Genomic DNA, 25,305 nt, shown 5'->3' with positions numbered 1-25,305 from the left:
CACGTTTGAGCGGGGAGAGCGCGAGCACATGAGTATCGCCAGCGACATCATCGGGACCCACTTCCGGTACCCCGACTATTTCGAGGTCGGCCGGGAGAAGGTCCGGGAATTCGCCAACGCCGTCAAGGACGACCACCCCGCCCACTTCACCGCGGAGGCGGCCAAGGAGTACGGCCACGACGCAGTTGTGGCGTCGGTGACTTTTCTGGCGGTGGCCGGGCGCCGGGTCCAGCTGGAGCTGTTCGACAAGTTCGACGTGCCGATCAACCTGGAGCGGGTGCTACACCGGGACCAGAAGCTGATCTTCCATCGTCCGATCATGGTCGGTGACCGGCTGTGGTTCGACTCCTACCTGGACTCCGTCATCGAGTCGCACGGGACCGTGATCTGTGAGGTTCGCGCCGAGGTGACCGACGACGACGGCAAACCGGTGGCCACCAGCATCGTCACCATGCTGGGCGAAGCCGCCCACCCCGACGAGGCGGGTGAGATCAGCTCGCAGATCGCCGCGGCGCGCGATGCCGCGATCGCCAAGATGATTGCTGGGCAAAACTCCTGAGAGTGCCTCGCCATCCCCCGCGAGCAGACGTGTAGGTCCCCGACACGCCGGTTTTCAGGTACCTCAGTGTCTGCTCGGCGGAGAAAAGTCAGCCGAAGAACATGTTCCGGCGGCCGGCCAGCAGCTGGTAGAGCGTCTGCTGAATGGTCTCGCGGACCTGGTCGGTCAGCTCGAACGTGACCATCGGATCGTCGGCCGCACTCTCGTCGTAGCCCGCGGTCTCGATCGGCTCCCCGAACTGGATGTGCCACTTGGACGGCAACGGGACCAGCCCGGCCGGACCGGCCAGCGGGAACAACGGCGTGACCGGGAAGTACGGCAGACCCAGCAGCCGCGCCAGCAACTTCACGTCGGCGACCATGGGGTAGATCTCCTCCGAGCCCACGATCGAGCACGGCACGATGGGCGCCTTGGCCCGCAGCGCCGCGGAAACGAAGCCGCCGCGGCCGAAACGCTGCAGCTTATAGCGGTCTTTGAAGTTCTTGCCCAGGCCCTTGAAGCCTTCCGGGAACACCGCGGTGAGTTCGCCGTTGGCCAGCAGCCGGTGTGCGTCGGTGGTGCAGGCCACGGTGTGGCCCGCCTTGCGGGCGAGCTGGCCCAGCGTCGGCAGGTCGAAAACCAGGTCGGCGGCCAGCAGTCGCAGATCGCGGTGCACCGGGTGGTGGTCGTGTACCGCCACCGAAGTCATCAGCCCGTCGAACGGCAACACCCCGGCGTGGTTGGCGACGACCAGCGCGGCGCCAGTCTCGGGCAGATTCTCGATGCCGGAGACCTCGACCCGGAACCATGACCGGAAAAGTATCCTCAGCAAAGGCAGGAAAATAGCGTTGGTGAGGTGTTCATCGAAGCCGAACTCGTCGACGACATAGTCGCCAGCCATCCGTTTGCGGACGAATTCGCCCACCGCGGCGATCTGCCTGGCAAGCTCGGTCGGGGTGTCGTCGACCATCGGCGAACCCGACGCGAAGCCCCGTCGTCCGTCGATTTCACGCACCACGGCCGCGAACTGTTCCGCGGATGCGTGCATATCGGGATCAGCCAGCACAGACGGATGCCGGCGAGCGCTCTCGGACCGTTGAGCCATCCGGCGCGCCGCTGTCGCGCGATTCGAATTCCCATGTAGCGGAATGACTTTGGCCTTAGGTTCGCCCGCCACGTCGATACCTTCTCCCCACCCCGGTAAAGCTGATACTCATCGTCCCCAACGCTGCGCCATCGCCACGGCGCTACTCTCCATCGAGCGTACCCATCGCGGGTCGAGGATCGATATCAAACCACGACCCCGGACGTAATCGTCGAATGCCTCGGCCGTCGTCCACTTTGGACTGTAGCCCAGATCCCTGTGCATGCGCGCGGTGTCCATGACCCGGCCGTAGCTGAGGTAGTTCAGCTGTTCCCGGTCGAGTTCGGTGCTGCGGGTGGCCCGGCTCAGCGAATCCGCAGCGACCAGTGCCGAACGTGGGACCGGTAGTGGCAGCCGGCCCGATCGGCGGATGGCCTGGCTCATCATGATGATGCCCGAGCCACCGATGTTGAACGTGCCGGGCTTGCCTGCGACAGTGGCCCGCTCCAATGCCCCCAGGGCGTCCTGCTCGTGCAACAGCTGCAGCCGGGCATCGTGCCCGATCACCGTGGGCACGACCGGGCCGGCCAGGTACCGCGACAGCGCGGTGTCCATCGCGGGCCCGATCATGTTGGCAAGCCGCAGGATGGTCACCGCGATATCGGGACGCCGCCGGGCCAGCCCGCGGGCGTACCCCTCGATGTCGATGCTGTCGCGGGCGAACCCCTCGCCGGGCGGCCGACGGGCGCTGGTGTCCTCGGTGAACATCACCGGGTCACGAGAACTCGAGCCGTACACCTCGGAGGTCGACTTCAGCACCACCCGGCGTACCGACGGCGTCTTCTGACAGGCCGCGAACAGCTGGATCGCACCCATCACGTTGAGTTCCTTCAACGTGGCTCGCCCGCCGGATCGGGGCGCGTACGACGCCGCCGCGGCATGCACGACGGTGTCGACGTCCCCGTTCCGGATCACCTTGGCGATGAACGGGTTCCGAATATCGGCCCGAACGAACTCGGCCCGGCCCATCCGACGGAGCAGATCCTTGCTCGGCGTGATCGCGTCTACCGCGATCACATGGTTGATCAGCGGATTCTGCGCCAGCCTCGCGGTCAGATAACCGCCGAGGAACCGGCAGGCCCCCGTGACCAGAACCACCTTGGGATGGGGCGCCCCGTCGGTGGATTCTGTGCCACCTGAACCACCGGTGTTGCCTGGCGAGCGCCCTCGACCATCAGAATCCATCGACTTAGCCTAACGGCCGGGCCTGAAAGCTACTTGCCGAGCTTTCTGCGCTGCACCCGAGTGCGTCGAAGCAGCTTGCGGTGCTTCTTCTTCGACATGCGCTTACGACGCTTCTTGATGACTGAACCCATAAATCCCGGTGACTCCGCTACTTAGACAGCTATTGGTTGACCCGGTCACTTTACCCGGGTCAACCAGGGAAACAGAAAACGGCTGCCGCTTAGCCCGCGTCGAAGTAGGAGGTCTCCAGCAGATCGTGGACCGCCTTGGCATGCACGCGGAACGAGCGCCCCACCCGTACCGCAGGCAGCTCGCCGTTGTGCACCAACCGGTACACCGTCATCTTCGACACCCTCATCAGGTTCGCCACCTCGGCGACTGTGAGAAATTGAGCTCGAGGCTGGCCGTCGCCAGCCGAATCCCGCGCCGATGGCCCGTTCATAGACGTCATCGCAACCCAATCAATCAGGCACGGACAGTTCCAGCGGCTTCCCCACCGCTGGCACCAATCCACGCATACAAAGGGAGAATAGCGTGGCGGATGGGGTTACTGCGACGGGTGTGGGCTAATCCGTCGGAAATTACCTAATTACTCTGCTGTAATTCCTAGCTGCTCAGAACGTGTTTTCGCGGCCTCGACGGCGTTGGCCAGAGCCGCCCGGAACCCGCCACGCTCGAGTTCACGCAGCCCAGCGGCAGTGGTGCCGGCCGGGGAGGTCACCATGGCGCGCAGCGACGCAGCCGTCGTGTCCAGCGCGGCGCCTCCAGCGGCATTCACCTCGTCGAGGCGTTCCAGCAGCATTGCGGCCGATCCGGCCATCGTCTGGACCACCAGATCCGTCGCCACCGCACGCGACAAACCGGACGCCACACCGGCATCCACGAGCGCCTCGACCATCAGGAAGAAGTACGCCGGCCCAGAACCCGAGACCGCCGTGACGGCGTCCAGTTGTGCCTCGGCGACGGTGATGACCCCGCCGACGGCGTCGAAGATCGCCGCGACCTCTTTGAGCTGTTCGGGGGTGGCGAATCGCCCAGGGGCCATCGCGCTGATGCCGCCGCCGACCAGGATGGGCGTGTTGGGCATGACGCGGATCACGGGCGCCCCGGCGGGCAGTTTGGCCTCGTAGAAGGGGGTGCTCACGCCTGCGGCGATCGTGACGAACACCTGCTCGGTCTCGCTCTCGGCCTGCGCTGCGACGGCGGCGATCTCGTCGACCACGGATTCCACATCGCTGGGCTTGACCGCGACGACGACGTAGGCGGCGTTCTCCGCGGCGTCGACCACCGAGGTGACCAGCACCGAGTACTTCTCCGCCAGATACTTGGCCCGGTCGGGATGCTTTTCGGCGACCACCAGATCCTTGACCTGCCGCCCAGCCCGTAACAAGCCGGACAGCAGGGCTTCGCCCATGCTTCCGCCACCGATGATCGCGATTCTCGACATGGGCCACAGCATTGCATGACCGGTCACCGACCCAACCGACGCCTCAGCGCATCAGATGGGCCCGGGCAAACTGCAGTGATTCAGTCAACAGCGCGTCCCGCTCGGTGGCCATGCGTGCGCTGGACGTGGTGACCTCCAGGATCACGTGTCCCGAGAAATCCCCGCCCGCCAGCATCTGGCACACCTCGGCGGTGGGCTGGGTACCGCGGCCGGGGACCAGGTGTTCGTCGGTCGATGCGCCGTTGCCGTCACACAGATGCAGATGCACCAACCCGTCTCCCATCCGGCGGGCCATCTCCAATGCGTCGGTGCCCGCGGTCGCACTGTGGCTGAGGTCGAGCGTGTAATGGGCGTGATTGCCGTCCAGCGGGTCGTAGGACGGAGCGAACGCGGAGATGCCGGGTCCTGGCCTACCGCCGCGCTTTCGCATCCTCTCGATGGACGTCGAGCCCGCGCCGAAGAAGCGGTCGGAGCGAAACGGGAACATGTTCTCCACCGCGATCATCACGTCGCTGGCGGCCTCAAGCGCCGCCACCTGCTCGCTGAATCCGTCGGCGTAGCGGCGCTGCCAGCGGAATGGTGGATGCACCACGACGGTCTGGGCACCCAGCCGTTCGGCGGCGCGCACGGTGCGTTCAAGCTTGGGTATCGGGTTGGCACCCCACACGCGCTGGGAGATCAGCAGGCACGGCGCATGCACCGACAGCACCGGCATGTCGTAGCGAGTGGACATGGCCGCAATGGCTTCCATGTCCTGGCTGACGGATTCCGCCCACACCATCAGTTCGACGCCGTCGTACCCGAGCCGGGCCGCGTGTTCGAAGGCGGCCTCAGTCCTCAGTGGATAGACCGAGGCAGTGGACAGACCGACCTTGATGGCAGGACGCACGAGGTAACTGTCTACCGGCTTATCAGCTCGCCTGCAGTAGCGCCAGAGGCCCGAACGTGACCAGCGCACCGACGGCCACCGCGGTCAGGGTGCTGCCGATGTCCTCGGTCTTGCGGACCACCCGCACTCCCCCGGCCAGGCCGAGAATGACCAGGACGCCGAGCATCAGCGCGACGATGGTGTTCCACTTCCACAGCTGATCGAACGCGATGAACAGGCCGGCTCCGAAGGCCACCGCGATGATGCACTGCCCCACCACCCACACGCCGCGTACCAGGGTCGAGCCGCTCGATGGGGTCCCGGACTCGGCTTCATCGTGCTCGTCGAGATCGTGGGTTTCGTCGGGCTCGGCGGCGTCGTCGTGCTCGTCACGGTCGTCGAGATCGATGTCCTCTGGCCCGGGGCCGCGCCGGCGGTCCACGTCATCGGCGACTGGCTGGCCGCCGAACAGCGAGCCCAGATACGTGGGCCGGTCGCCGTCTTCGGTGGAATCGTCGTCGTCATCTTCTGTTTCGTCGAGGAAATCCGGACTCATACGCTCGGCCCCGGTGCCCGAGGGCCGGTAGTCACGCAGCGCACTCTGGTACTGCGGCCGGCGCGTGCTCGGCTTGAACTCGACCGGCTCCGGATCGGCGTCGCGCGCCTCCAGGTGGGCCTGATAGTCGCTTTCCGCGTCGGTCACCGCATCGGACGGGACCTCGGACTGCGCTTCCGCGTCGTCGGTCTCGTCAGTCTCATCGGTCTCATCAGTCTCGGCCGGGACGACACTGACCACGTCGGCGTCATTCGGCCCGGTCGGCTGCTTCGTCTCGGCGGGCTGCTCCGCGGGAGATTCCTCCGGCTCGTCGGCCCGCTCCACGACGATCGGGATCTCACCGGTGAGTTCGGCAACCGTCACGGCGTCGCTGTTGCCCCGGCGTCGCCTCCGGCGCCCGCCGACGGGCGGCGCGCCGATGGTGCCGTTCTTTGCCAGCAGTTCCGCAACCGAGATCGGCCGGGTGGCGAGGCTGTCTTCTGGTCCAGTCATGTCCTGTTATTGCCTTTGGGGCTAGCTATTCCGACGTCCAGCATCCCGCGTCGATGTCTGCACCAGGGCGGTGCCGTCGGCCTCGCTGTCGAGTTTCCGCAGAATCAGCCCCTCCCGCAACGCCCACGGGCAAATATCTACTGATTCGACTTCGAGGGCCCGCATGCTGGCCTCAGCTACCAAAGCTCCAGCCACGATCTGTGGCGCCCGCTCGGCACTCACCCCTTCCAGTTCGGCACGGTCTGCCGCCGTCATCCTAGAGATGAAAGCTATGAGCTGTCTTAATCCGGCAGCGGTGAGTGTCCGCTTGACCCGCGGGCCCGCCCCCGAGGGTGCCGAACCCGTCAATCTGGCCAGTGACCGGAAGGTCTTCGAGGTGGCCACAGCCAGATCAGGGCGGCCGGCGGCGCCCATGGTCGTGCCGGCCTCGGACAGCTCGGTCGCGAGCCAATCCCGCAGCATCGCGACGCGCCGTCGGCCAGGTGGATCGTCGGGCAACCACTCCCGGGTCAGCCGGCCCGCGCCCAGCGGCAGCGAGAGCGCCACCTCCGGTTCCTCGTCGACACCGCTGGAAAGTTCCAGCGAACCGCCGCCGATGTCGATGTTGATGATCCGGCCCGCGCTCCAGCCGTACCAGCGGCGCACCGCCAGGAACGTCAGCCGGGATTCGTCGACGCCGCTGAGCACGCGTAGGCCTACCCCGGTTTCCGACCGCACCCTGGCCAGCACGTCCTCGGAATTGGTGGCATCGCGCACGGCCGACGTGGCAAACGCCATCAGCTCGGCGCATCCGGAGCTGGTGGCGATTTTGGCGAACTCGTCCACGGTCTCGACCAGCTTGTCCGCACCGCGCCGGGTGAGCTTGCCGGACGAGTCGATGGCCTCGGCCAATCGCAATGCCGCCTTGGTCGAACTCATCGGGGTCGGATGGCCACCGCGATGAGCATCCACCACGAGTAGATGGACCGTGTTACTGCCCACATCGAGCACGCCTAACCGCACGCCCCAAACCTATCCGGTGACCTGTCGGCTTCCGTGCCCGGCACCGCCGGACGCGATCGTGAAATAAGTCGGGTTCAGCCGGATACGAGTAGCGTTTCCGACCGTGACGGACGTGCATCCCGGGGAAGTCGAACTGGACTTTGCGCGCGAATGGGTGGAGTTCTACGACCCCGACGACGCGGAGCATCTCATCGCGGCCGACATGACCTGGTTGTTGTCCCGCTGGACGTGCGTGTTCGGTACGCCGGCCTGCCAGGGCACAGTGGCAGGCCGCCCTGATGACGGGTGTTGCTCGCACGGTGCGTTCCTGTCCGACGACGACGATCGGGCCCGGCTCGACGACGCGGTCAAACAGCTCACCGATTCCGATTGGCAGTTCCGCGACAAGGGTCTGGGGCGCAAGGGCTACCTGGAAGACGACGAGTACGACGGCCAACCCAATCTGCGGACCCGAAAGTACAAGGGCGCCTGCATCTTCCTGAATCGGCCCGGTTTCCCGGGGGGGATCGGCTGCGCGCTGCACAGCAAGGCGCTCAAGATCGGCGTCGAACCGCTGACGATGAAGCCGGATGTGTGCTGGCAGTTGCCGATCCGGCGCAGCCAGGACTGGCTGACCCGGCCCGACGGCACACAGGTGCTGCGGACCGTCATCACCGAGTACGACCGGCGCGGATGGGGCGAGGGCGGCGCAGATCTGCACTGGTACTGCACCGGCGATCCGGCCGCGCACGTCGGCACCAAACAGGTGTGGGAGTCCTATGCACCCGAACTGACGGCACTCTTGGGAGAGAAGGCCTACGCGGAGCTGGCCGCAATGTGCAAGCGGCGCAGCAGCTTAGGGCTCATTGCGGTCCACCCGGCCACCCGCGCTGCCGAATAGGCGCCGGCCTCAGCCCTCCAGCTTGTAACCAAGCCCGCGCACGGTGACCAGATGTACCGGGTTGGCCGGATCGGCCTCGATCTTGGATCGCAGCCGCTTGACATGTACATCAAGGGTTTTGGTGTCGCCGACATAGTCGGCACCCCACACGCGGTCGATGAGCTGACCGCGGGTGAGTACTCGGCCGCTGTTGCGCATCAGGTACTCGAGCAGGTCGAATTCCTTCAGCGGCAAGGTGATCTGCTCACCGTTGACGCTGACCACGTGGCGTTCGACATCCATGCGGACCGGGCCGGCTTCCAGCACGCCGTCGCCGGATGCGGTGTCGTCGGAGTCCGATCCGCGGCGCAGCACGGCCCGAATCCGCGCGATCAGCTCACGCGCCGAATACGGCTTGGTGACATAGTCGTCGGCGCCCAGTTCGAGCCCCACGACCTTGTCGATCTCACTGTCACGGGCGGTCACCATGATCACCGGCACGCTCGAGCGGGACCGCAGCTGCTTGCAGACGTCGGTGCCGCTCATTCCCGGCAGCATCAGGTCCAGTAGCACGATATCGGCGCCGGAACGCTCGAATTCGGCCAGGGCGGAAGGACCGTCGGCCACGACGGTGGTCTCGAAACCCTCCTTGCGGAGCAGGAACGCCAGGGGATCGGCCAGCGACTCCTCGTCCTCAACGATCAACACGCTGGTCATCGAAGTATTTGGTCCTCTCATTGGGCTACATCGTCGGATTCATCGTGGTCTTGGTCGTGATGGGGGTAGGCCGGGATCGACAACGTGAACGTCGACCCGGTTCCCGGCTGACTCCACAGCCGGATCGTTCCGTTGTGGTTGGCCGCCACATGTTTGACGATGGCCAACCCGAGTCCGGTGCCGCCGGTGGCCCGCGATCGCGCCTTGTCCACCCGGAAGAACCGCTCGAACACCCGCTCCTGGTCGGCCTTGGCGATGCCGATCCCGCGGTCGGTCACCGCGATCTCGACGCTTCCGCCGCGCCGGCGGCGGCTGATGGACACGCTGGAACCGTTGGGCGAGTAGGCAATCGCGTTGGAGATCAGGTTGGCCATGGCGGTCACCAGCAGGGCTTCGTCGCCCAGGACCCGGTAACCGGTCGGGGCGTCGGTGGTGATGGAGATGTCGGCGTTGTCGGCGGCCACCTTGTGCCGGGACAGCGCCTCGGCCACCACGGTGTCGACGTCGACGGCGTCCAGGTCGGGCAGCCGTTCCCCGCCTTGCAGCCTGGACAGCTCGATGAGCTCGCCCACCATGTCGGCGAGCCGGTGTGATTCGGCGACCATCTTGTTGGCGAAGTGCCGCACGGTGTCAGGGTCGTCGGCCGAGGCCAACAGGGCTTCGGCCAGCACGCCCAGCGCGCCCACCGGGGTCTTCAGCTCGTGGCTGACGTTGGCCACGAAATCACGCCGAGTCGCTTCCATTCTCGCGTGCTCGGACTGGTCGTCGGCGTAGACAACGGCGAACCGCCGGTCGTGATCGGTGAGCAGTTTGACGGTGCCCCGCACCGAGATGCCCGACCGGCCCGGGTTGGCCACCTTGCGGGGTGAGAGGTCGACCTCGATGTCCTGACCGGTGGCGAACACCTGTTCGGCAGCGCGCCAGGCCCGTTCGTCGAGCAAGCGGTCTCGCACCACGCCCAGCTCATCGGCCCGGTCGTTGGTGTAGACCACGTCGTTGAACGTGTCGACCACCGCGATGCCGACCGGTGAGAGCGACACGATGTGCTGCAGCATCTGCGAGACGGTCAGACCGGCCTCGTCGGCGGCCCGCAGATCTCTCCTGGCCCTGATCCGAGGTATCAGCCCGGCTCCGATACCCAGCCCCAGAGCCAACGCAAGCGCTGCGACGATCACAGTCAGCAATAGCGCCGACACAACACCCACGCAAAAATCGTACGCATCCGGTGAAAGTCATCCCAGCAGCGTGCAGCCAAATCGGGACAAGTCACACAGCCAAACACAACAGTTCGGTCTATGTTTACCGGTGTTCACCGGCTGTTTGCCGAATGTCCGGACTTACTTTTTGGCGCCCTGGGCTGCGACGGCGGCCGCACCCGCGGCAGCGGCCTCGGGATCCAGGTACTCCCCGCCTGCCACCAGCGGCTTGAGGCTCTCGTCCAGGTCGTAGCGCAGCGGGATACCGGTCGGGATGTTCAGCTCGACGATCTCGTCGTCCGACATCCCGTCGAGGTACTTGACCAGCGCGCGCAGCGAGTTTCCGTGGGCGACGATCAGTACGGTCTTGCCGGCTTGCAACTCGGGCACGATCGTGGACTCGTAATACGGCACGAATCGGGCCACCACGTCCTTGAGGCATTCGGTCAGCGGCCCGCCGTCGATATCGGCGTACCGCGGATCGGCGTCCTGGCTGAACTCGCTGCCCTTCTCGATCGGTGGTGGCGGCGTGTCGTAGCTGCGCCGCCACGCCATGAACTGCTCTTCGCCGTACTTCTCTTTGGTGGCCGCTTTGTCGAGTCCCTGCAGCGCACCGTAGTGGCGTTCGTTGAGCCGCCAGTCCCGCTGCACCGGGATCCAATGCCGGTCAGCCTTGTCCAACGCGAGGTTCGCCGTGTTGATGGCGCGACGCAGCAGCGACGTGAACACCACGTCGGGCAGCACACCCTGCTCGGCCAACAGTTCGCCACCGCGGATCGCCTCTGCGCGGCCCTTTTCGGTGAGGTCGACGTCCACCCATCCGGTGAACAGGTTCTTCTGGTTCCAGTCGGACTCACCATGGCGGAGCAAGATCAGCGTCGGCATGACGGTCATCCTTTCACAGCGGTTTGTGGTCGCCGTCGATCAGATGCTCGAATGCCTTGAGGTTGCGCAGCGACTCACCGCGCGACACCCGCCAGTCCCACTCCCTCTGGATCGACGTCCGAAAACCGAGCTCCAGCAGGGTGTTGAAGTCTGAATCGACGGCTTCGAGCACCTGTCCGAGCACGCGGTCGATCTCGTCGGCAGTGACGGCCTCCAACGGCATCCGGCCCACCAGATAGATGTCTCCGACGTTGTCGAGGGTGTAGGCAACGCCGTAGAGCCGGCGGTTGCGCTTGAGCAGGAACCGGTAGACGCCCTCGAAGTTCTCGTCGGGCTTGCGGCAGACGAACGCCTCGATCCGTACCGAGTGCTCGCCGATGCTCAGAATGGTGTTGGTCTTGAGCTTGCGCTCCCCCGGCAGCGCCACCACCAGACCGGGCGGTCCGCCGTGCGCTCCGCGGTGGCGGCTGTATTCCAGGCCGTGCTCGTCGAGGGTGTCCTCGATCAGTTGCTGCACCGTCATGCCCGGATACCCCGCCGCATCGAGAACCTGCGGCCGGACCGGCGCGCCGCGGCGGGCCGGGCCTCCCGGGACCGGTAATCGCTCATCGCCCGGGTGTAGCTGGCCAGCAGTGCGTCGGCCGTGTGCGCCCAGGAGAATCCGTCGGCATGCGCCTCGGCGGCCCGGCTCAACACGACCGGATCACGCTGTAACACGTTGTCGATCGCCGCGGCCCAGTCGTCGATGTCGTGCCCGTCGACCAGGGCGCCGGAGACACCGTCGCGCACGGCGACGGGCAGTCCGCCGACCGCGGCGGCCACCACGGGTGTCCCGCAGGCCTGCGCCTCGATGGCGACCAGGCCGAACGACTCCGAATAGCTCGGCACGGCAACAAGATCGGCAGCGCGGTACACATTGACCAACTCGGCCCGCGACTGTGGTGGCAGGAACGTCACCCGATCGGTTATACCCAATTCGTCGGCGAGCCGAACGAGGGTGTCGGGCTCGGCCAGACCGGACCCGGACGGCCCGCCGGCGACGAGCACGCGCAGACCGGGCAACTTGGCCGCCGCCCGCAGCAGGATGTCGGGCGCCTTGAGCGGCTGGATCCGGCCTACGAAGGCCACCACCTGCTCACCCGCAGCCAGCCCCAGAGCCGCTCGGGCGGCGTGCCGGTCCCCCGGGGTGAATACGTCGAGGTCGACGCCCGGATACACCACATCGATGCGCGTCGGATCGGCCTGATGCAGCGAAACAAGTTGCTGCGCTTCGTTTTCGGTGTTGACGATGAGCCGGTCGGCCTCGTCGACCACCTGCTGTTCGCCCACTGCCCGCAGCGGCGGCTCAGGCGAGTCCCCCTCGGCCAGGGCGGCGTTCTTGACGGCGGCCAGGGTGTGCGCGGTGTGCACCAGCGGCACCGCCCAGCGGTCCCTGGCCAGCCAGCCCACCTGTCCGGACAGCCAGTAGTGCGAATGCACGACGTCGTAATAGCCGGGTTCGTGGGTGGCCTCGGCACGCAACACCCCGGCGGTGAGCGCGCACAGCTGGGTAGGCAGGTCGTACTTGTCGAGACCCTCGAACGGGCCGGCCACCACGTTGCGCACCAGCACTCCGGGGGCCACCACGACGGTCGAGGCATCGGCCGAGGACGTGGCCCTGGTGAAGATCTCCACTTCGACGCCGCGGCGGGCCAGTTGCAGGGCCGTCTGCAGCACGTAGACGTTCATTCCGCCGGCATCACCTGTGCCGGGCTGAGCCAGCGGCGAGGTGTGCACGGAGAGCACCGCGACCCGACGCGGCCCGTCGGAGCGCGGCCGTTGTTGGGAAACGTCGGAACCGTCTGGAGTTAGGCGCACACCGTTATGTCTACACCCCTACCCCGCTGCAGATCGGCGGGTCTGAGCGCGCCGCATGGCACCGATCGGGTCGGTGTACAGCCCGGCCAGTGACACGATGCCCGCGCCGGCTTCCTGTACCCGGTTACCGAACGCCGTCACGCGGATATCGCGCGACGCCAGCACCGACCGGTCGGCGAATGCCGACTCCACTGCGGCCATGCCTTCGGGGTATTCGGTGAAGGCCTGGCCGCCGACGACCAGATCGTCGGGGTTGAGCATGTCGCGCAGCAGGGCGACGGCTTCACCGAGCACGCGGGCCCGATCGGTCAACAGCTCGACGGCCTGTGTGTTGCCGGCGCGGGCCGCGCGCAGCACTGCCGGCAGGGTCGACGCCGGCCCGTCGGCAGGCACGATGCGTAGCTTGCGGGCTGCGGTGAGCACGGCCTCGTCGCTCACCGTCGATTCCAATTGCCCTGTGCCGCCTAGTAATTGGGACTGCGCGGGCAGGCCGGCGATGGTTCCCGGCCCGCTGGCGGGGGAATGCACGCGGCCGTCGATGGACAGCGCGTAGCCCACGGTTTCGCGGGCGTACACGTACAGACTGGTCCTGGCCTGGCCGGTCTCGGCGGCCGGTCGGCGGACGGCCAGCAGTAGCTCGGCGCCCGCCATCGCATCGACGTGGGAGGCCAACGACACGGGCAGGCCCAGCGCCTCGGCCAGCACCGGCCCCACGGGGGCGTCGTGCCAACCGAGCCGAGGATGGTCCAGATAGCCGGTGGTGCTGTCGACGACGCCGCCGGAAGCGATGCCGACCCACAGCGGGCGACGGCGGTGCCAGCGGCTCAGATAGCGGCGCGCACTGGAGGCCAGGGTGGCCAGCGCCGCGGCTTGGGTCCCGGACGGCGTCGGGGTCTCGACCACGTCGAGGGTGCGGCCGAACAGATCGGTGGCCACGATCGAGGTGGTGCGAGCACCGATGTGGATGCCCAGGGCGAGGAACGGTTCGTGGTTGACCTCGACCGGCACCCGCGGGCGCCCGATGGCACCAGAAACGGCGAGGTCGGCGCGTTCGCGCAGGACACCGGCCTCCAACAGGGCGGTCACCTGGCGATTCACCGTGGCGATGCTCAGCTGGGTGTGCTGGGCGATGACGTCACGGGCGACCGGGCCGCGCATCCGCGCGGCACTGAACACCGAAGCCGCGGCCGCATCGGCGACCTTGAGGGACGGCGCGACGATGTGCAGCAGCCGCGATTGCGGGTAGCGGGCACTTGCGGGAGTCAGCACGCGCTTGGCGTGCGCGCTGCCACCGCGGGTGGGACGACGCAGCGGAGCGGCGGTGCGGGCAGCGGCAGTTGCGGTGGTCACGTGAAATGTCCTTACGGGAGGTCGGCGGGTGGGCAGGGGCCACACCTGGCGACTCAGTAGGACGGGAAAACGACGTCCGGGTTCGAATCAGGCGCGGCGGGGTGCGCGACAACAACACGCACGCCGCGCGATGGCAGCCTGAGAACTCCGAGACATACGGAGAACTTAGCACGCCAATTAAGGTTGGGCAGATGACCACTCCGCACAACGACCGCCGGGTGGCGGTGGTGACCGGTGCCAGCGCGGGCATCGGCGCCGCGACCGCCAAAACCCTTGCCGCCCTTGGATTTCACGTAGTCTGCGTGGCCCGCCGCGCCGACCGGATCGAGGCCGTCGCAGCCGAGATCGGGGGTACGGCGATCGTGGCGGACGTCACCGACGACGACGCGGTCGACGCGCTGGCGGCCGGACTGGACCGAGTCGACATGCTGGTCAACAACGCAGGCGGGGCCAGGGGCCTGGAGCCCGTGGCCGCGGCGGATCTGGACCATTGGCGCTGGATGTGGGAGACCAACGTGCTGGGGACGCTACGGGTCACCCGCGCGCTGCTGCCCGCTCTGGAAGCCTCTGGCGACGGGCTGATCGTGACGGTCACCTCGATCGCGGCGCTCGAGATCTACGACGGCGGTGGCGGCTACACCTCCGCCAAGCATGCGCAGAGCGCCCTGCACCGCACCCTGCGCGGTGAGCTGCTGGGAAAACCGGTGCGGCTCACCGAGATTGCACCGGGCATGGTGCACACCGACTTCTCTCTGATGCGCTTCGGCGGCGATGCGGCACGGGCCGACGCCGTCTATGCCGGGGTCACACCGCTGGTCGCCGAAGACATCGCGGAGGTGATCGGTTTCGTCGCGTCCCGCCCGAGCCACGTCGACCTGGACCAGATCGTGATCCGGCCGCGAGATCAAGCCTCGGCCACCCGGTTCAACCGGCGGAGGTGACTAGCCGCCCGGCCCCCGGGCCGGCGGCGGCGTCGTGGTCGTCGGGGTGCCCGACAGGGTCGGGGCATCGGTGGGCGTCGCCGGGGCGCTCACCGGGATCTCCGGCGGCTTTTTGTTGTTGATTGCCGACATGGACACCCACTCGTCCCAGTCGATCGCCCAGTCCCAGATGTCGCCGTCGGCGTAGGACAGCTTGATCGACGTACCGGTGACCTCCACCGGGTCGCCGTACATCGCGGTGTGGAAGTACTGCTCGGCGTCGTCGGTCGACAGGTTGATACAACCGTTGGTGACGTTGGTGTTGCCCTGTGCACCCGAGCTGGCGGGGTTGGCGTGGATGAACTCCCCGTTGTTGGAGATCCGTACGGCCCAGCGCTCGTGGACGTTGCTGTAGCCCGCGGCCGGGTTGGACATGTAGAAGTCGGCGTACTTCTCGGTGACGACGTGGGTGCCGCTGCGAGTGACGTTACGGGGCAGGTCGGCCTCGCCGTAGCTGCACGGGAAGTCGAACAGCACGCCCCCGTCGTTGATCACTTGGATGCGGTGGCTGGTCGCGTCGGCCTTGACCACCTGACGACGGCCGATCTCGATGTTCAGCGTGGAGTCGGCGGCCCCGTAGGCACCGTCGCCGAACTTGACGCCGTAGAGCGGGGCGTTGACGCTGACTTTGGTTCCGGACGGGTAGTACTCACGGGTGCGCCAGTGCACCCGTGAGCCCGCGGACTCATCGGGCAGCCAGGCCCAGCTCCCCTCCACCGGGGGATCGGTGGTCACCTTGAGTGCTTTCTCGACGGTGACCTTGTCCGCGTCACTGATCGCCGCGTCGAACTGCAGGATGATCGGAGCGGCCACCCCGACCACCTGACCGTCGGAGAGCTGGAACTGCCCGTTGACCTGCTTCTGCGGGTCGATGGTCTTGAACTTGGCCTGCAGTTGCTCGGCCTTGCCGTCGTGCCCCACCACAGACCCGGACCACTTGTAGGTCATGCCGTAGCCAAGTGGTTCGGTGACCGCGTAGGCGGTGCGGTCGCGGTTGAGCGCTCCGGCCACGATTTTGCCGTCCGGGTTGGTCAGGGTGACGGTCTGGAACCAGCCGTCTGCGACCTGGACTCCCACCGCGGCGGTCGGGATCACATTTTTCGCGTCAGCACCGGGCTGATACGTCACCGTCGGGGTCGCCGGGGCGGCCGCCGGCGCGGACTCAGGCGTCGAGTTTCCCGAGCACGCTGCCAGCACACTTGCACCCACTCCGAAAGCAAGCGTGGACAGAGCCCGCCGCCGGTTCATCACCGGCGCCGGGACCTGGAAAAAACCGGCGGAGCTCACGTCGACCTAGGGTACCGACAGGGAGCAGCCAATCAGAATCGGTTCGGGTGTGAGATCTATCCCGAACGCCTCGCGAACCCCCGCCTGCACCCTTCTGGCCAGCGCAATCACGTCGGCGCTTGTCGCTTCGCCCCGGTTGGTAAGAGCCAGCGCATGCTTGGTGGACAACCGGGCCGGGGCGCCGTCGCCGGGGAACCCCTTGCCGAAGCCCGCGTGCTCGACAAGCCAGCCGGCAGCGAGTTTCACCCCGTCGGGGGCCGGGTAATGCGGCACGTCGGCCGATTTCCGCAACGCGTCGAAGTCGGCCGCAGACACCACCGGGTTGGTGAAGAACGATCCGACGCTCCACGTGTCATGGTCGTGCGCGTCGAGCACCATGCCTTTGCCGGCCCGCAACTTGAGCACGATTTCCCGCACCAGCAGCGGGTCTGCCCGCTCACCGGTTTCGACACCGAGGGCGTTGGCGAGTTCCCGGTAGCGCAGCGGGGCGCTGCGCCCCTCGGGGTCCAGTTCGAATTCCACCTCGAGCACGATGACCGCGTCGGAGTGCTTGAGCACACTGGTCCGGTACGCGAACCGCAGTTCTTCCGGTGCGGCCCAACGGTCTTCACCGCTGCGCCGGTCGAGTAGGCGCACTCTCCGGATGCTGTCGGCAACCTCGGTTCCGTAAGCGCCGACGTTCTGCACAGGCGTGGCCCCGGCCGATCCAGGTATCCCGGACAGGCATTCCAGCCCACCCAGACCGTGCGCCAGCGCCGTCACCACCACGTCGTCGAACACCGCGCCGGCCTCGGCCCGCACGATGTTGTCCTCGACAGTTACCTCGGTGTTGGCGACCCGCACCACGATCAGCTCGGGTGCGGTGTCGGTCAGATCATCGGCGAGCACCACGTTCGAGCCGCCGGCCAGCACCAGGATCGGATCGTCGACCGTGCGCAGCACACCGACAAGTTGTTCGGTGCTGGTGCACGTCAGCACCCGGCGCGCCACCGGCCCGACCCGCAGCGTGGTCAACGGCGCCAGCGGGACCGACTCGGCGACCGCCACCCCTGCGACATACGAACTGGCCACGGCCGGTAACGGTAACGTGACCGGCTATGCCGCGATCATTCGACATGGCCACCGAATATCCCGCCGGCGTCGAACAGGTGCACAAGGCTTTCTGCACGGAGCGGTACTGGCGGGCCCGGCTGAACAATTTCGGGGCCGACGACGCCACGCTCGACGAGCTGACCGTCACCGACGACGGTCACGTCGACGTCATCACCAGCCACGTGCTGCGTGCCGAAGGGCTGCCTGCGCTGGTGTCTCAGTTTCACCCCGGTGATCTGCGGATCCGCCGCGAGGAGCACTGGCAACCGGTCCGCGACGGTCAATCCACCGGCACCGTGGGCGGCGTGATCATCGGGGCTCCGGTGAACCTGGACGGGTCGGGAGTGCTCTCCCGGGCCGGCAGCGGCTCCCAACTTTCGGTGGCCCTCAGCATCGAAGTGAACGTGCCACTGGTGGGCGGCAAGATCGAGAGCTTCATCGGTGGCCAGCTGGTGGATCTGCTGACCGCCGAACAGCGCTTCACCACGGTGTGGATCACCGAGAACAACTGAGCGCGGCGGTAGCGTCAGCAGCCATGAGCCGGCCCGTCGGGGCGATCACGCGGGGCACCACGGGGTACAACCGGTTGCGCCGCAGTGATCGGTGGCTAGTGCATTCGGCCCGGGTACGCACGGCGCTCGGGGCCGCGGTCGACCCGCTGGTGGTGGACCTGGGCTACGGCGCGTTGCCGGTCACCACCCTCGAGCTGGCGACGCGGTTGCGGGCCTTGCGTGCGAACGTCCGCGTCGTCGGCCTGGAGATCCACCCCGAGCGGGTGGCGAGCGCCCGGGCGTTCCGTGGATCAGATCCGTCCGTGGAATTCACGCTCGGCGGCTTCGAGCTGGCCGGCCTGCGCCCGGTGCTGGTCCGGGCGTTCAACGTGTTGCGGCAGTATCCGGTCGACGCGGTGCCCGACGCATGGACCTCGATGCAGCGCCGGCTTGCCCCAGGCGGGCTGATCGTCGATGGCACGTGCGACGAGCTGGGCAGGTTGTGCTGCTGGGTGCTGCTCGACGCCGAACGGCCCGTGAGCCTCACCCTGGCCTGCGATCCCTTCAGCATCGAGCGGCCGTCGGATCTGGCCGAGCGCCTGCCGAAGGTGCTCATCCACCACAACGTGCCGGGCCAGCCCATCCACGCGCTGCTCGGCGCCGCGGATCTGGCCTGGGCCAGCGTGGCCGGGCACGGGGTTTTCGGGCCGCGGATGCGCTGGCGGGCGATGCTGGAATTGCTGCGCGACGAGGACTTCGGGGGCTTTCCGGTCGAACCGCCACGGCGCCGGATGCGCGACGGGGTGCTGACGGTGCCATGGATGACCGTCGCACCACTACCCTGATATCCATGCGAATCGCCTTGGCGCAGGTCGCCGCTGGCACCGATCCGTCGGCCAATCTCGAGCTCGTCGAGTCCTATACGCGCCGCGCCGCGGCCGACGGGGCCCGACTGGTGCTCTTTCCGGAGGCCACCATGTGCCGCTTCGGGGTGCCGTTGGCTCCGATCGCGCAACCGCTGGACGGTCCGTGGGCCAATAGCGTTCGCGATATCGCCGCCGCCGCCGGGATCGTGGTGGTGGCCGGCATGTTCGCACCCGCTGACGGCGGCCGGGTGACCAACACCCTGCTGGCGACGGGGCCGTCGGTGGCGGCGCACTATCACAAGATCCACCTCTACGACGCGTTCGGTTTTGCCGAGTCCAAAACTGTCGCACCGGGTTTCGAGCTGGCGACCATCACCGTCGACGGGGTGACGGTCGGGTTGACCACGTGCTACGACATTCGCTTCCCCGAACTGTTCGTCGAACTGGCCCGCCGCGGCGCACAGCTGATCACCGTGCACGCTTCGTGGGCGTCGGGACCGGGCAAACTGGATCAGTGGACGTTGCTGGCGCGTGCCCGGGCGCTGGACACCACCGGGTTCGTCGCCGCGGTGGACCAGCCCTATCCGGGCGACGAGATCGCCAAGTACGGTCCGACCGGGGTGGGTGGCAGCATCGTCGCCTCGCCCACCGGTGAGGTGGTGGCGGCCGCCGGCGCCGACGCCGAGTTACTGGTCGTCGATGTCGACCTCGACGCCGCGCAGCGCGCCCGCGACAGCATCGCGGTGCTCCAGAACCGCTCAGAGCTCGCTCAGATCGGTAGGGCACAATCGGCGGGGTGACCGATCCCTGGGCTCGCCCCACCGACCAGTCCCCACCCGTGCCGTCCGGGGGCGCAGAGCCACCACAGGCCCCGCCACCTGGATACCAGGCCCCGCCACCCGGCGCCGCACCCAAACCGGATCCGTCGGCGGCATCGAAGATCAAGAAACTGCTGTCCGATCCGCTGTCGATCGTGCTGGTCGTGGTGATCGTGCTGGCACTGGTCGCCGCGGGACTGCTGGGCGGCGAGCTGTACGCGCGCAAGCGCGCCGACAGCGTTGTCGCAGGCGTCGTCGCGTGTGTCGTGCAGGACGACGCCAAGGCGTCGTTCGACCCGCTGCCGCCGTTCCTGTGGCAGCACGCCACCGGGCGCTACACCAACATCAACATCGTGACCGCGGGCAACCAGATCCGTGAAGCCAAGGGCATGAAGGTGGTGCTGGGCATCAAGGATGTGCGGATCCAGGAGACGGCCGATTCCAGCGGCACGGTCGGATCGTTGACCGCCGACATCACATGGTCTCTCGACGGGCTTCGCCAGACAGCGGCCAACATGGTCCAGCTGCCGTTCCTCGGCTCGGCGATCTCCGACGTGTCGACGAATGCCGCCGCGGGCACCATCCAGCTCAAGAGCATGCTCGGCACCATCACGGCCAGGCCGGTGGTAGCGGACAAGGGCATCGCGTTGCAGATCATCGAGCTGAAGGCGGTCGGGCTGTCGTGGCCGCGTGAAACCATCCAGCCGATCCTGGACAGCTTCACCAGCCAGCTGACCGATAACTACCCGATGGGTATCCACGCCGACAGCGTGCAGGTCACCGACAACGGTGTGAACGCGCGGTATTCGACGCAGAACGCGTCGATGCCCAAGGGCTCCGAGGATCCCTGCTTCGCGAAGTTGTGAGCCGCCCTGCTAACCGAGGCCGTCGAGCACCGCACGGGTCCCGGACAGGCCCAGGCGAGTGGCGCCGGCCTCGAGCATCGCGACGGCCTGCTGCGCGGTGCGGATGCCGCCGCTGGCCTTGACGCCGAGCCGCCCGCCCACCGCACCGGCCATCAGCTCGACCGCCCGCACCGAAGCGCCGCCGCTGGGGTGAAACCCCGTGGAGGTCTTGACGAAATCCGCACCGGCCTCCTCGCTGAGGCGACACACGTCGAGTAGCAATCGCTCACCGGAGAACTCCAGCAGCGCCGCGGACTCCACGATCACCTTCAGCGTCGCCGCGGGCACTGCGGACCGGACGGCGGCCACGTCTGCAGCCACCGCCTCGAAGTCACCGGCCAGGGCCGCCCCGACGTCGATGACCATGTCGATCTCGGCGGCACCGGCCGCGGCGGCCAGATCGGCTTCCCCGGCCTTGATCTCCGAGAGGTGCTTGCCCGACGGGAATCCGGCCACCGCGGCGACGGCCAGACCTTCCGGGCACGCGGCCCGGGCGAGCGGCACGAACGGCGGTGATACACACACCGAGAACACTGCGAGTTCGGCCGCTTCGCCCACCAGCGCGACGATGTCAGCGGCGGTTGCCTCGGGTTTGAGCAACGTGTGGTCGACGAGCCCCGCCACGTGGGCGCGGGTGTAGCCGCTCATCAGAACGGCTCCTCGGCGCCGCCGGGATTGCACCTGGCCGCCACCATCTGCTCGGGCGACACCTGCGGCCGCCACGGCTCCAGGTTCCAGCTGGCCTTACCGGGCTCGATGATCTCCGCGAAGGTCCAGTGGCACAGGAACTGCGCACGCATGCCGGGTACGTCGGCGTCCGGCGACAGAGCCAGCACCTCGGCCCACGCCTCGTCGGCCTGCGCGGTGGTGCCGGGCTGAGCAGCCAGTCGACGGGCCAGTGCGCTGGGATAGACACGCAGGCTCGAGAGGTCACCACCCCACTTGGCCCATTCGACGTGGTCGACGTACGGGTGCGCAGCGACCGGATCGGGATCGGCCAGTGCCACCGGCGCCAGGGTCAGCAGCCCGGACAGGGCGAAGCCGGCTGCACCGAGTGCGGCCATCGGTGAGCGCATCGCCTTACCGTGACTTTCCTTGGATCTCAAGCAGTTTGGGGCGCACATCCACGAGGTAGACACCGCTGGCGCAGGCGGCGATGGCGGCTCCGAAGGCATCACGCATCAGCAGTTCCAGGAGCAGCGCCACGCCGATGATGGCCAGCCACACGGGCTTGGTGAGTTTGCCCGTCGCGGTGTAGGCGTCAGGCCGCTGCATCGCCGCGTGTACGAAGGCGTACAGACCGACGACGAAGACCGCGATCACGATGACGGCAACAATGACGCCCGCAAGGTTGGCAAGTGACACCTCACCACCCTATGCGGGCGTCATCGTCAGCGCGAACGACCGGGCATCCCGGTCGGGACCGAATTACTTCTGGGTCACCTTCTTGGCGGGGGCGACCTTCTTGGCGGCAGTGGCCGGAGTGGCCTTCTTGGCGGCAGGGGCGACCGGGGTGGCAGGGGTGGCCTTCTTGGCCGGGGTGGCCTTCTTGGCGGGAGCCGCCTCCTCGGCCTTCTTCGGCAGCTCGACACCGACCAGCTTGGCGGCACGCTCGCCGACGGCGCGGGTCTGCGACGCCACGGTGCCCAGCGCGTCCTGGGTCAGTTCGGTGACCTGGTCGGTGTACTCCTCGACACGGCTGGCGGCCTCTTCGATCGCCGGCTGGGTGCGCAGGCGCTCCAGGGCAGCCTCGCCACGCTCGACGAGCTTGTTGTAGGTCGCGGTGGCCTGATCGGCGTAGCCCTCGGCGGCCTTGCGCAGTTCCTCGGAGGTGAACTTCTCGCGGAACTCCTCGAACTGGGCCGGCAGGTCTTCCTGCAGCTTGGTCAGGCGGGCGCGGCTCTCCCCAACACGGCTGTTGGCGTCGGTGCGGGCCCCTTCGGCGCGCTCACGCAAGCTCGCGATGATCTCGTTCACGGTGGCCAGGGCCAGATCGGCGGCGCCGACGGCGGCGAACAACGGAGCCTTGAGGTCCTCGACGGTGGGCTGGGCCTTCTCGGTCATATCGAATTTCCTTTCAGATGCTTGCAGTTGATGACGGGGGTGATTGCGTTTCGGCAGGCGTTTCCGGCACTGTCTCCTGCGGTGCCGGAACCCCCTCTGCCGGGTCTTCGCTGCCCTCGTTCTGCTGACAGAAAGACGTGTAGATGTCGAGCAGCACCTGCTTCTGCCGCTCGGTGATCGCGGTGTCACCGACGATCGCATCGCGGACCTGGTTGCCCTCGGTGGGTTCAAGGATTCCGGCCCGCAGGTAGAGCACCTCGGCAGAGACCCGCAGTGCCTTGGCAATCTCCTTGAGCACGTCGGCCGACGGCTTGCGCAGTCCCCGCTCGATCTGGCTGAGGTAGGGATTGCTGACGCCGGCCTTCTCGGCAAGTTGGCGCACGGACACCTGTGCCGCTTCACGCTGGCTGCGGATGAAACTGCCTATGTCCGATGCCGCACTGCTCACCACAGCGGCAAGATTCTCGTCCTGCGACATGTTGAGCCTCGTTTCTATTTGGGTTTTCCGCTGACGAGACCCACGGTACGACCTAGTGCTAACAATTGCAAGCACCTGCTAGCGCAGGTCAGAACAGTAGTTGACCGATCGTGTAGATGATCAGACCCGCCAGCGCACCTACCACGGTGCCATTGATCCGGATGAATTGCAGGTCACGGCCCACGTGGAGTTCGATACGACGACTCGCCTCGTCGGCGTCCCAGCGTTCGATCGTCTCGGTGATGATCGCTGTGATCTCCGTCCCATACTCGCCGACCAGGTGTTTTGCGGCTCGCACGATCCAGTTGTCCACCTTGTCGCGCAGCTCGGCGTCGTCACACAGGGACTCTCCGATGCGCATCACCGAGTCGGCGATCCGGATCCGCAGAGCCGACGACGGATCGTCCACCGACTCGGTGATGATGCGTTTGGCCGCGTTCCAGGCGGTTTCGGCGGCCCGGGCCACTTCGTCACGGGCCATGATCTGCTCTTTGACGTTTTCCGCGCGCTGAATGGTCGCGTCGTCGTTCTGCAGATCGTCGGCGAACTCGAACATGAACCGGGTGGCCGACCGGCGCAGCTCGTGGTCGGGATTGCGACGCACCTTGTCGGTGAAGTCCATCAGCTCGCGGTGGATCCGCTCGCCGACCAGATGATCGACCCACCGCGGCGACCAGGTCGGGGAATCACGTTCGATGACCCGCTCGATGACCTCACCAGCATTGAGCGACCACTGGAACGCGCGGTCGCACAGCAGCTGGATCAGCGCCTCCTGGCGACCCTCGGCCAGCAGGGTGGCCAACACCCGGCCGATCGGCGGCCCCCACTTCGGTTCGGCGATGCGCTTGACGATCATCCGGTCCAGCACGTGCTGGACGTCTTCGTCGCGCAACAGCTCCACCCCGACCCGCAGCATAGTGGCACCCTCCGAGGCCACCCGCTCGGCGTGAGAGCGGTCGGTGAGCCATTTGCCGAGCCGGCCAGCCACCTGCGCGTCGCGCACCTTGGTCTCGACCACCTGCGGCGACATGAAGTTCTCCCGCACAAAGGTGCCGAGCCCCTCACCGAGCTGGTCCTTCTTGCGCTTGATGATCGCGGTGTGCGGGATGGGAATGCCCAACGGATGACGGAACAGCGCCGTCACGGCGAACCAGTCCGCCAGAGCACCCACCATGCCGGCCTCCGCTGCGGCCCGCACATACCCGATCCACGGCGGCGCTGCGGCGTCGCGGGACTGCGCCCAGGTGCACACCAGGAAGATCACCGTAGCGCCCAGCAGGAAGCCGAGGGCGACGGCTTTCATCCGCCGCAAACCGCGCCGACGCTCGGCGTCCGCTGCCGGATCGGCACCAGCCAGCGTCTCGGCAAAACTCGCCCGCTGAGCAGGAAGAGCACGCAAACCTGCTTCGGATCTATGTGCCACGTCTCCATCATCCACAACGGCGCGGCCGAGGGCTCGATCCGACGGCCCGACAGCAGGTGCTCCGCCGTACTATCGAGTGGAACTAGGGAATGGGACTACTGCGACAGTGGCACAGCAGACTCCGCCGGCGACGGTGAAGACCGATGGACGTAAACGGCGCTGGCACCAACACAAGGTGGAGCGACGTAACGAGTTGGTAGACGGCACCCTCGAGGCCATCCGTCGGCTCGGCAGCAACGTCAGCATGGACGAGATCGCGGCGGAAATCGGCGTCTCCAAGACCGTGCTGTACCGCTACTTCGTCGACAAGAGCGATCTCACCACCGCGGTCATGATGCGTTTCGCCCAGACCACGCTGATCCCCAACATGGCCGCGGCGCTGTCATCCAATCTGGACGGCTTCGACCTCACCCGCGAAATCATCAAGGTGTATGTCGAGACGGTGGCCGCCGAACCCGAGCCGTACCAGTTCGTGATGACGAGCAACTCGGCGAGCAAGAGCAAGGCGGTCGCGGATTCCGAGCAGATCATCGCGCGCATGCTCGCGGTGATGCTGCGGCGCCGAATGGCCGACGTGGGGATGGACACCGGCGGAGTGGAGGCGTGGGCGTTCCACACCGTCGGCGGCGTACAGCTGGCCACGCATTCGTGGATGTCGAACCCGCGGATCACCGCAGAGGAGCTCATCGACTACCTGACCATGCTGTCGTGGAACGCGCTGTGCGGCATCGTCGAGGTCGGCGGTTCGCTGGAGAAATTCAACTCGCAGCCGCATCCTTCCCCGGTATTGCCGCCGTAGCTGCTT

General features: G+C 67.1%; 30 protein-coding genes. 8 read left to right on the top strand and 22 right to left on the bottom strand.

Annotated features, from left to right (window positions below; genetic code table 11):
* Positions 1-28: 28 nt before the first annotated feature.
* Complete coding sequence (locus tag B133_RS0120780; protein ID WP_018603795.1) at positions 29-559, top strand: MaoC family dehydratase N-terminal domain-containing protein; 531 nt, start codon at positions 29-31, stop codon at positions 557-559.
* An 88-nt stretch (positions 560-647) separates the two neighbouring features.
* On the opposite strand, the gene B133_RS0120775 is transcribed toward B133_RS0120780, so the two are convergent.
* The 8 genes from B133_RS0120775 to B133_RS0120745 all read right to left on the bottom strand — a co-directional run bounded on the left by B133_RS0120775 (position 648) and on the right by B133_RS0120745 (position 7,232).
* A complete protein-coding gene (locus B133_RS0120775) occupies positions 648-1,721 on the bottom strand; it encodes a lysophospholipid acyltransferase family protein (RefSeq protein ID WP_369751502.1) in 1,074 nt (357 codons plus the stop codon).
* 30 nt (positions 1,722-1,751) lie between these two features.
* On the bottom strand, positions 1,752-2,867 hold the full coding sequence (locus tag B133_RS0120770; protein ID WP_026256700.1) for an SDR family oxidoreductase: 1,116 nt from the start codon (positions 2,865-2,867) through the stop codon (positions 1,752-1,754).
* Between the two features lie 29 nt (positions 2,868-2,896).
* Positions 2,897-2,998: a 30S ribosomal protein bS22 gene (locus B133_RS23930; protein WP_003402602.1), complete on the bottom strand. Its 102-nt coding sequence runs from the start codon at positions 2,996-2,998 to the stop codon at positions 2,897-2,899.
* 89 nt (positions 2,999-3,087) lie between these two features.
* Complete coding sequence (locus B133_RS0120765) at positions 3,088-3,318, bottom strand: cell division/environmental response transcriptional regulator (protein WP_026256699.1); 231 nt, start codon at positions 3,316-3,318, stop codon at positions 3,088-3,090.
* Positions 3,319-3,456: 138 nt separating this feature from the next.
* A complete protein-coding gene (gene proC / locus B133_RS0120760; protein WP_085974313.1) occupies positions 3,457-4,314 on the bottom strand; it encodes a pyrroline-5-carboxylate reductase in 858 nt (285 codons plus the stop codon).
* A gap of 43 nt (positions 4,315-4,357) precedes the next feature.
* Entirely contained in the window at positions 4,358-5,203 is an 846-nt protein-coding gene (locus tag B133_RS0120755) for a sugar phosphate isomerase/epimerase (RefSeq protein WP_018603787.1), read from the bottom strand.
* Positions 5,204-5,225: 22 nt separating this feature from the next.
* Positions 5,226-6,230, bottom strand: coding sequence for an FUSC family protein (locus tag B133_RS0120750; RefSeq protein ID WP_018603785.1), 1,005 nt, complete (start codon positions 6,228-6,230; stop codon positions 5,226-5,228).
* 21 nt (positions 6,231-6,251) lie between these two features.
* Positions 6,252-7,232 carry a Ppx/GppA phosphatase family protein gene (locus B133_RS0120745; RefSeq protein ID WP_026256698.1) on the bottom strand — a complete coding sequence of 327 codons (981 nt, stop codon included), beginning with the start codon at positions 7,230-7,232 and terminating at the stop codon, positions 6,252-6,254.
* A gap of 103 nt (positions 7,233-7,335) precedes the next feature.
* Between B133_RS0120745 and B133_RS0120740 the strand changes: the two genes are divergently transcribed.
* Positions 7,336-8,112 carry a hypothetical protein gene (locus B133_RS0120740; RefSeq protein WP_018603781.1) on the top strand — a complete coding sequence of 259 codons (777 nt, stop codon included), beginning with the start codon at positions 7,336-7,338 and terminating at the stop codon, positions 8,110-8,112.
* Between the two features lie 9 nt (positions 8,113-8,121).
* On the opposite strand, the gene regX is transcribed toward B133_RS0120740, so the two are convergent.
* The 6 genes from regX to B133_RS0120710 form a co-directional block, all read right to left on the bottom strand.
* Positions 8,122-8,808: a two-component sensory transduction protein RegX gene (regX, locus tag B133_RS0120735; protein ID WP_018603779.1), complete on the bottom strand. Its 687-nt coding sequence runs from the start codon at positions 8,806-8,808 to the stop codon at positions 8,122-8,124.
* A gap of 17 nt (positions 8,809-8,825) precedes the next feature.
* Complete coding sequence (locus B133_RS0120730) at positions 8,826-10,013, bottom strand: cell wall metabolism sensor histidine kinase WalK (protein ID WP_026256697.1); 1,188 nt, start codon at positions 10,011-10,013, stop codon at positions 8,826-8,828.
* Between the two features lie 132 nt (positions 10,014-10,145).
* On the bottom strand, positions 10,146-10,898 hold the full coding sequence (locus B133_RS0120725; RefSeq protein WP_018603775.1) for a phosphoglyceromutase: 753 nt from the start codon (positions 10,896-10,898) through the stop codon (positions 10,146-10,148).
* A 4-nt stretch (positions 10,899-10,902) separates the two neighbouring features.
* Positions 10,903-11,412, bottom strand: coding sequence for a YbjN domain-containing protein (locus tag B133_RS0120720; protein WP_018603773.1), 510 nt, complete (start codon positions 11,410-11,412; stop codon positions 10,903-10,905).
* Positions 11,409-12,746: a D-inositol-3-phosphate glycosyltransferase gene (mshA, locus tag B133_RS0120715; RefSeq protein ID WP_051088072.1), complete on the bottom strand. Its 1,338-nt coding sequence runs from the start codon at positions 12,744-12,746 to the stop codon at positions 11,409-11,411. Before mshA ends, B133_RS0120720 begins: the two co-directional genes overlap by 4 nt.
* Before the next feature lie 18 nt (positions 12,747-12,764).
* Positions 12,765-14,015: an ROK family protein gene (locus B133_RS0120710; RefSeq protein ID WP_198291099.1), complete on the bottom strand. Its 1,251-nt coding sequence runs from the start codon at positions 14,013-14,015 to the stop codon at positions 12,765-12,767.
* 272 nt (positions 14,016-14,287) lie between these two features.
* Between B133_RS0120710 and B133_RS0120705 the strand changes: the two genes are divergently transcribed.
* Positions 14,288-15,037 (top strand): SDR family NAD(P)-dependent oxidoreductase, encoded by a 750-nt coding sequence (locus tag B133_RS0120705; protein WP_018603767.1) that lies wholly within the window; start codon positions 14,288-14,290, stop codon positions 15,035-15,037.
* Here the strand turns inward: B133_RS0120705 and B133_RS0120700 are convergent, their stop codons facing one another.
* Together B133_RS0120700 and B133_RS0120695 are read right to left on the bottom strand one after the other, a co-directional pair.
* Positions 15,038-16,324 (bottom strand): Ig-like domain-containing protein, encoded by a 1,287-nt coding sequence (locus B133_RS0120700; RefSeq protein WP_198291098.1) that lies wholly within the window; start codon positions 16,322-16,324, stop codon positions 15,038-15,040. It lies immediately after the preceding gene.
* A 45-nt stretch (positions 16,325-16,369) separates the two neighbouring features.
* Positions 16,370-17,434, bottom strand: coding sequence for a UDP-N-acetylmuramate dehydrogenase (locus B133_RS0120695; RefSeq protein WP_018603763.1), 1,065 nt, complete (start codon positions 17,432-17,434; stop codon positions 16,370-16,372).
* A 26-nt stretch (positions 17,435-17,460) separates the two neighbouring features.
* Between B133_RS0120695 and B133_RS0120690 the strand changes: the two genes are divergently transcribed.
* Genes B133_RS0120690 through B133_RS0120675 form a run of 4 tightly spaced genes read left to right on the top strand, consistent with a single transcriptional unit; the run spans position 17,461 to position 20,496 of the window.
* Positions 17,461-17,967: a DUF2505 domain-containing protein gene (locus B133_RS0120690; protein ID WP_018603761.1), complete on the top strand. Its 507-nt coding sequence runs from the start codon at positions 17,461-17,463 to the stop codon at positions 17,965-17,967.
* A 23-nt stretch (positions 17,968-17,990) separates the two neighbouring features.
* Positions 17,991-18,791, top strand: coding sequence for a class I SAM-dependent methyltransferase (locus B133_RS0120685; RefSeq protein ID WP_018603758.1), 801 nt, complete (start codon positions 17,991-17,993; stop codon positions 18,789-18,791).
* A gap of 5 nt (positions 18,792-18,796) precedes the next feature.
* Positions 18,797-19,612 carry a carbon-nitrogen hydrolase family protein gene (locus B133_RS0120680; RefSeq protein ID WP_018603756.1) on the top strand — a complete coding sequence of 272 codons (816 nt, stop codon included), beginning with the start codon at positions 18,797-18,799 and terminating at the stop codon, positions 19,610-19,612.
* Entirely contained in the window at positions 19,609-20,496 is an 888-nt protein-coding gene (locus tag B133_RS0120675; protein WP_018603754.1) for a DUF2993 domain-containing protein, read from the top strand. Before B133_RS0120680 ends, B133_RS0120675 begins: the two co-directional genes overlap by 4 nt.
* A 9-nt stretch (positions 20,497-20,505) precedes the next feature.
* On the opposite strand, the gene deoC is transcribed toward B133_RS0120675, so the two are convergent.
* From deoC to B133_RS0120640, 6 genes are all read right to left on the bottom strand, one after another.
* Positions 20,506-21,183: a deoxyribose-phosphate aldolase gene (deoC, locus tag B133_RS23080; protein WP_018603752.1), complete on the bottom strand. Its 678-nt coding sequence runs from the start codon at positions 21,181-21,183 to the stop codon at positions 20,506-20,508.
* Entirely contained in the window at positions 21,183-21,611 is a 429-nt protein-coding gene (locus B133_RS0120660) for a DUF2599 domain-containing protein (protein ID WP_026256694.1), read from the bottom strand. Before B133_RS0120660 ends, deoC begins: the two co-directional genes overlap by 1 nt.
* 4 nt (positions 21,612-21,615) lie before the next feature.
* Positions 21,616-21,900, bottom strand: a complete 285-nt coding sequence (locus B133_RS0120655) for a DUF2516 family protein (RefSeq protein ID WP_018603748.1) — start codon at positions 21,898-21,900, stop codon at positions 21,616-21,618.
* A gap of 63 nt (positions 21,901-21,963) precedes the next feature.
* A complete protein-coding gene (locus B133_RS0120650; protein ID WP_018603746.1) occupies positions 21,964-22,599 on the bottom strand; it encodes a hypothetical protein in 636 nt (211 codons plus the stop codon).
* A 13-nt stretch (positions 22,600-22,612) separates the two neighbouring features.
* Entirely contained in the window at positions 22,613-23,077 is a 465-nt protein-coding gene (locus B133_RS0120645) for a helix-turn-helix domain-containing protein (RefSeq protein ID WP_018603744.1), read from the bottom strand.
* Between the two features lie 88 nt (positions 23,078-23,165).
* Positions 23,166-24,515 (bottom strand): DUF445 domain-containing protein, encoded by a 1,350-nt coding sequence (locus tag B133_RS0120640; RefSeq protein WP_198291018.1) that lies wholly within the window; start codon positions 24,513-24,515, stop codon positions 23,166-23,168.
* A 91-nt stretch (positions 24,516-24,606) separates the two neighbouring features.
* On the opposite strand from B133_RS0120640, the gene B133_RS0120635 reads away from it, so the two are divergent.
* Entirely contained in the window at positions 24,607-25,299 is a 693-nt protein-coding gene (locus tag B133_RS0120635) for a TetR/AcrR family transcriptional regulator (protein ID WP_026256692.1), read from the top strand.
* Positions 25,300-25,305 lie beyond the last annotated feature (6 nt).

Origin of the sequence: Mycobacterium sp. 155, from assembly GCF_000373905.1 — a bacterium.
In the GTDB taxonomy this organism is placed as follows: domain Bacteria; phylum Actinomycetota; class Actinomycetes; order Mycobacteriales; family Mycobacteriaceae; genus Mycobacterium.
This window is presented reverse-complemented; position numbering and strand designations above follow the sequence as displayed.

Coding starts and splice junctions, on each gene's coding strand:
- B133_RS0120780 (WP_018603795.1), top strand. CDS start 29: ATGAGTATCGCCAGCGACATCATCGGGACCCACTTCCGGTACCCCGAC.
- B133_RS0120770 (WP_026256700.1), bottom strand. CDS start 2,867: ATGGATTCTGATGGTCGAGGGCGCTCGCCAGGCAACACCGGTGGTTCA.
- B133_RS23930 (WP_003402602.1), bottom strand. CDS start 2,998: ATGGGTTCAGTCATCAAGAAGCGTCGTAAGCGCATGTCGAAGAAGAAG.
- B133_RS0120765 (WP_026256699.1), bottom strand. CDS start 3,318: ATGACGTCTATGAACGGGCCATCGGCGCGGGATTCGGCTGGCGACGGC.
- proC (WP_085974313.1), bottom strand. CDS start 4,314: ATGTCGAGAATCGCGATCATCGGTGGCGGAAGCATGGGCGAAGCCCTG.
- B133_RS0120750 (WP_018603785.1), bottom strand. CDS start 6,230: ATGACTGGACCAGAAGACAGCCTCGCCACCCGGCCGATCTCGGTTGCG.
- regX (WP_018603779.1), bottom strand. CDS start 8,808: ATGACCAGCGTGTTGATCGTTGAGGACGAGGAGTCGCTGGCCGATCCC.
- B133_RS0120725 (WP_018603775.1), bottom strand. CDS start 10,898: ATGACCGTCATGCCGACGCTGATCTTGCTCCGCCATGGTGAGTCCGAC.
- B133_RS0120720 (WP_018603773.1), bottom strand. CDS start 11,412: ATGACGGTGCAGCAACTGATCGAGGACACCCTCGACGAGCACGGCCTG.
- B133_RS0120705 (WP_018603767.1), top strand. CDS start 14,288: ATGACCACTCCGCACAACGACCGCCGGGTGGCGGTGGTGACCGGTGCC.
- B133_RS0120700 (WP_198291098.1), bottom strand. CDS start 16,324: ATGAACCGGCGGCGGGCTCTGTCCACGCTTGCTTTCGGAGTGGGTGCA.
- B133_RS0120690 (WP_018603761.1), top strand. CDS start 17,461: ATGCCGCGATCATTCGACATGGCCACCGAATATCCCGCCGGCGTCGAA.
- B133_RS0120685 (WP_018603758.1), top strand. CDS start 17,991: ATGAGCCGGCCCGTCGGGGCGATCACGCGGGGCACCACGGGGTACAAC.
- B133_RS0120680 (WP_018603756.1), top strand. CDS start 18,797: ATGCGAATCGCCTTGGCGCAGGTCGCCGCTGGCACCGATCCGTCGGCC.
- deoC (WP_018603752.1), bottom strand. CDS start 21,183: ATGAGCGGCTACACCCGCGCCCACGTGGCGGGGCTCGTCGACCACACG.
- B133_RS0120660 (WP_026256694.1), bottom strand. CDS start 21,611: ATGCGCTCACCGATGGCCGCACTCGGTGCAGCCGGCTTCGCCCTGTCC.
- B133_RS0120650 (WP_018603746.1), bottom strand. CDS start 22,599: ATGACCGAGAAGGCCCAGCCCACCGTCGAGGACCTCAAGGCTCCGTTG.
- B133_RS0120645 (WP_018603744.1), bottom strand. CDS start 23,077: ATGTCGCAGGACGAGAATCTTGCCGCTGTGGTGAGCAGTGCGGCATCG.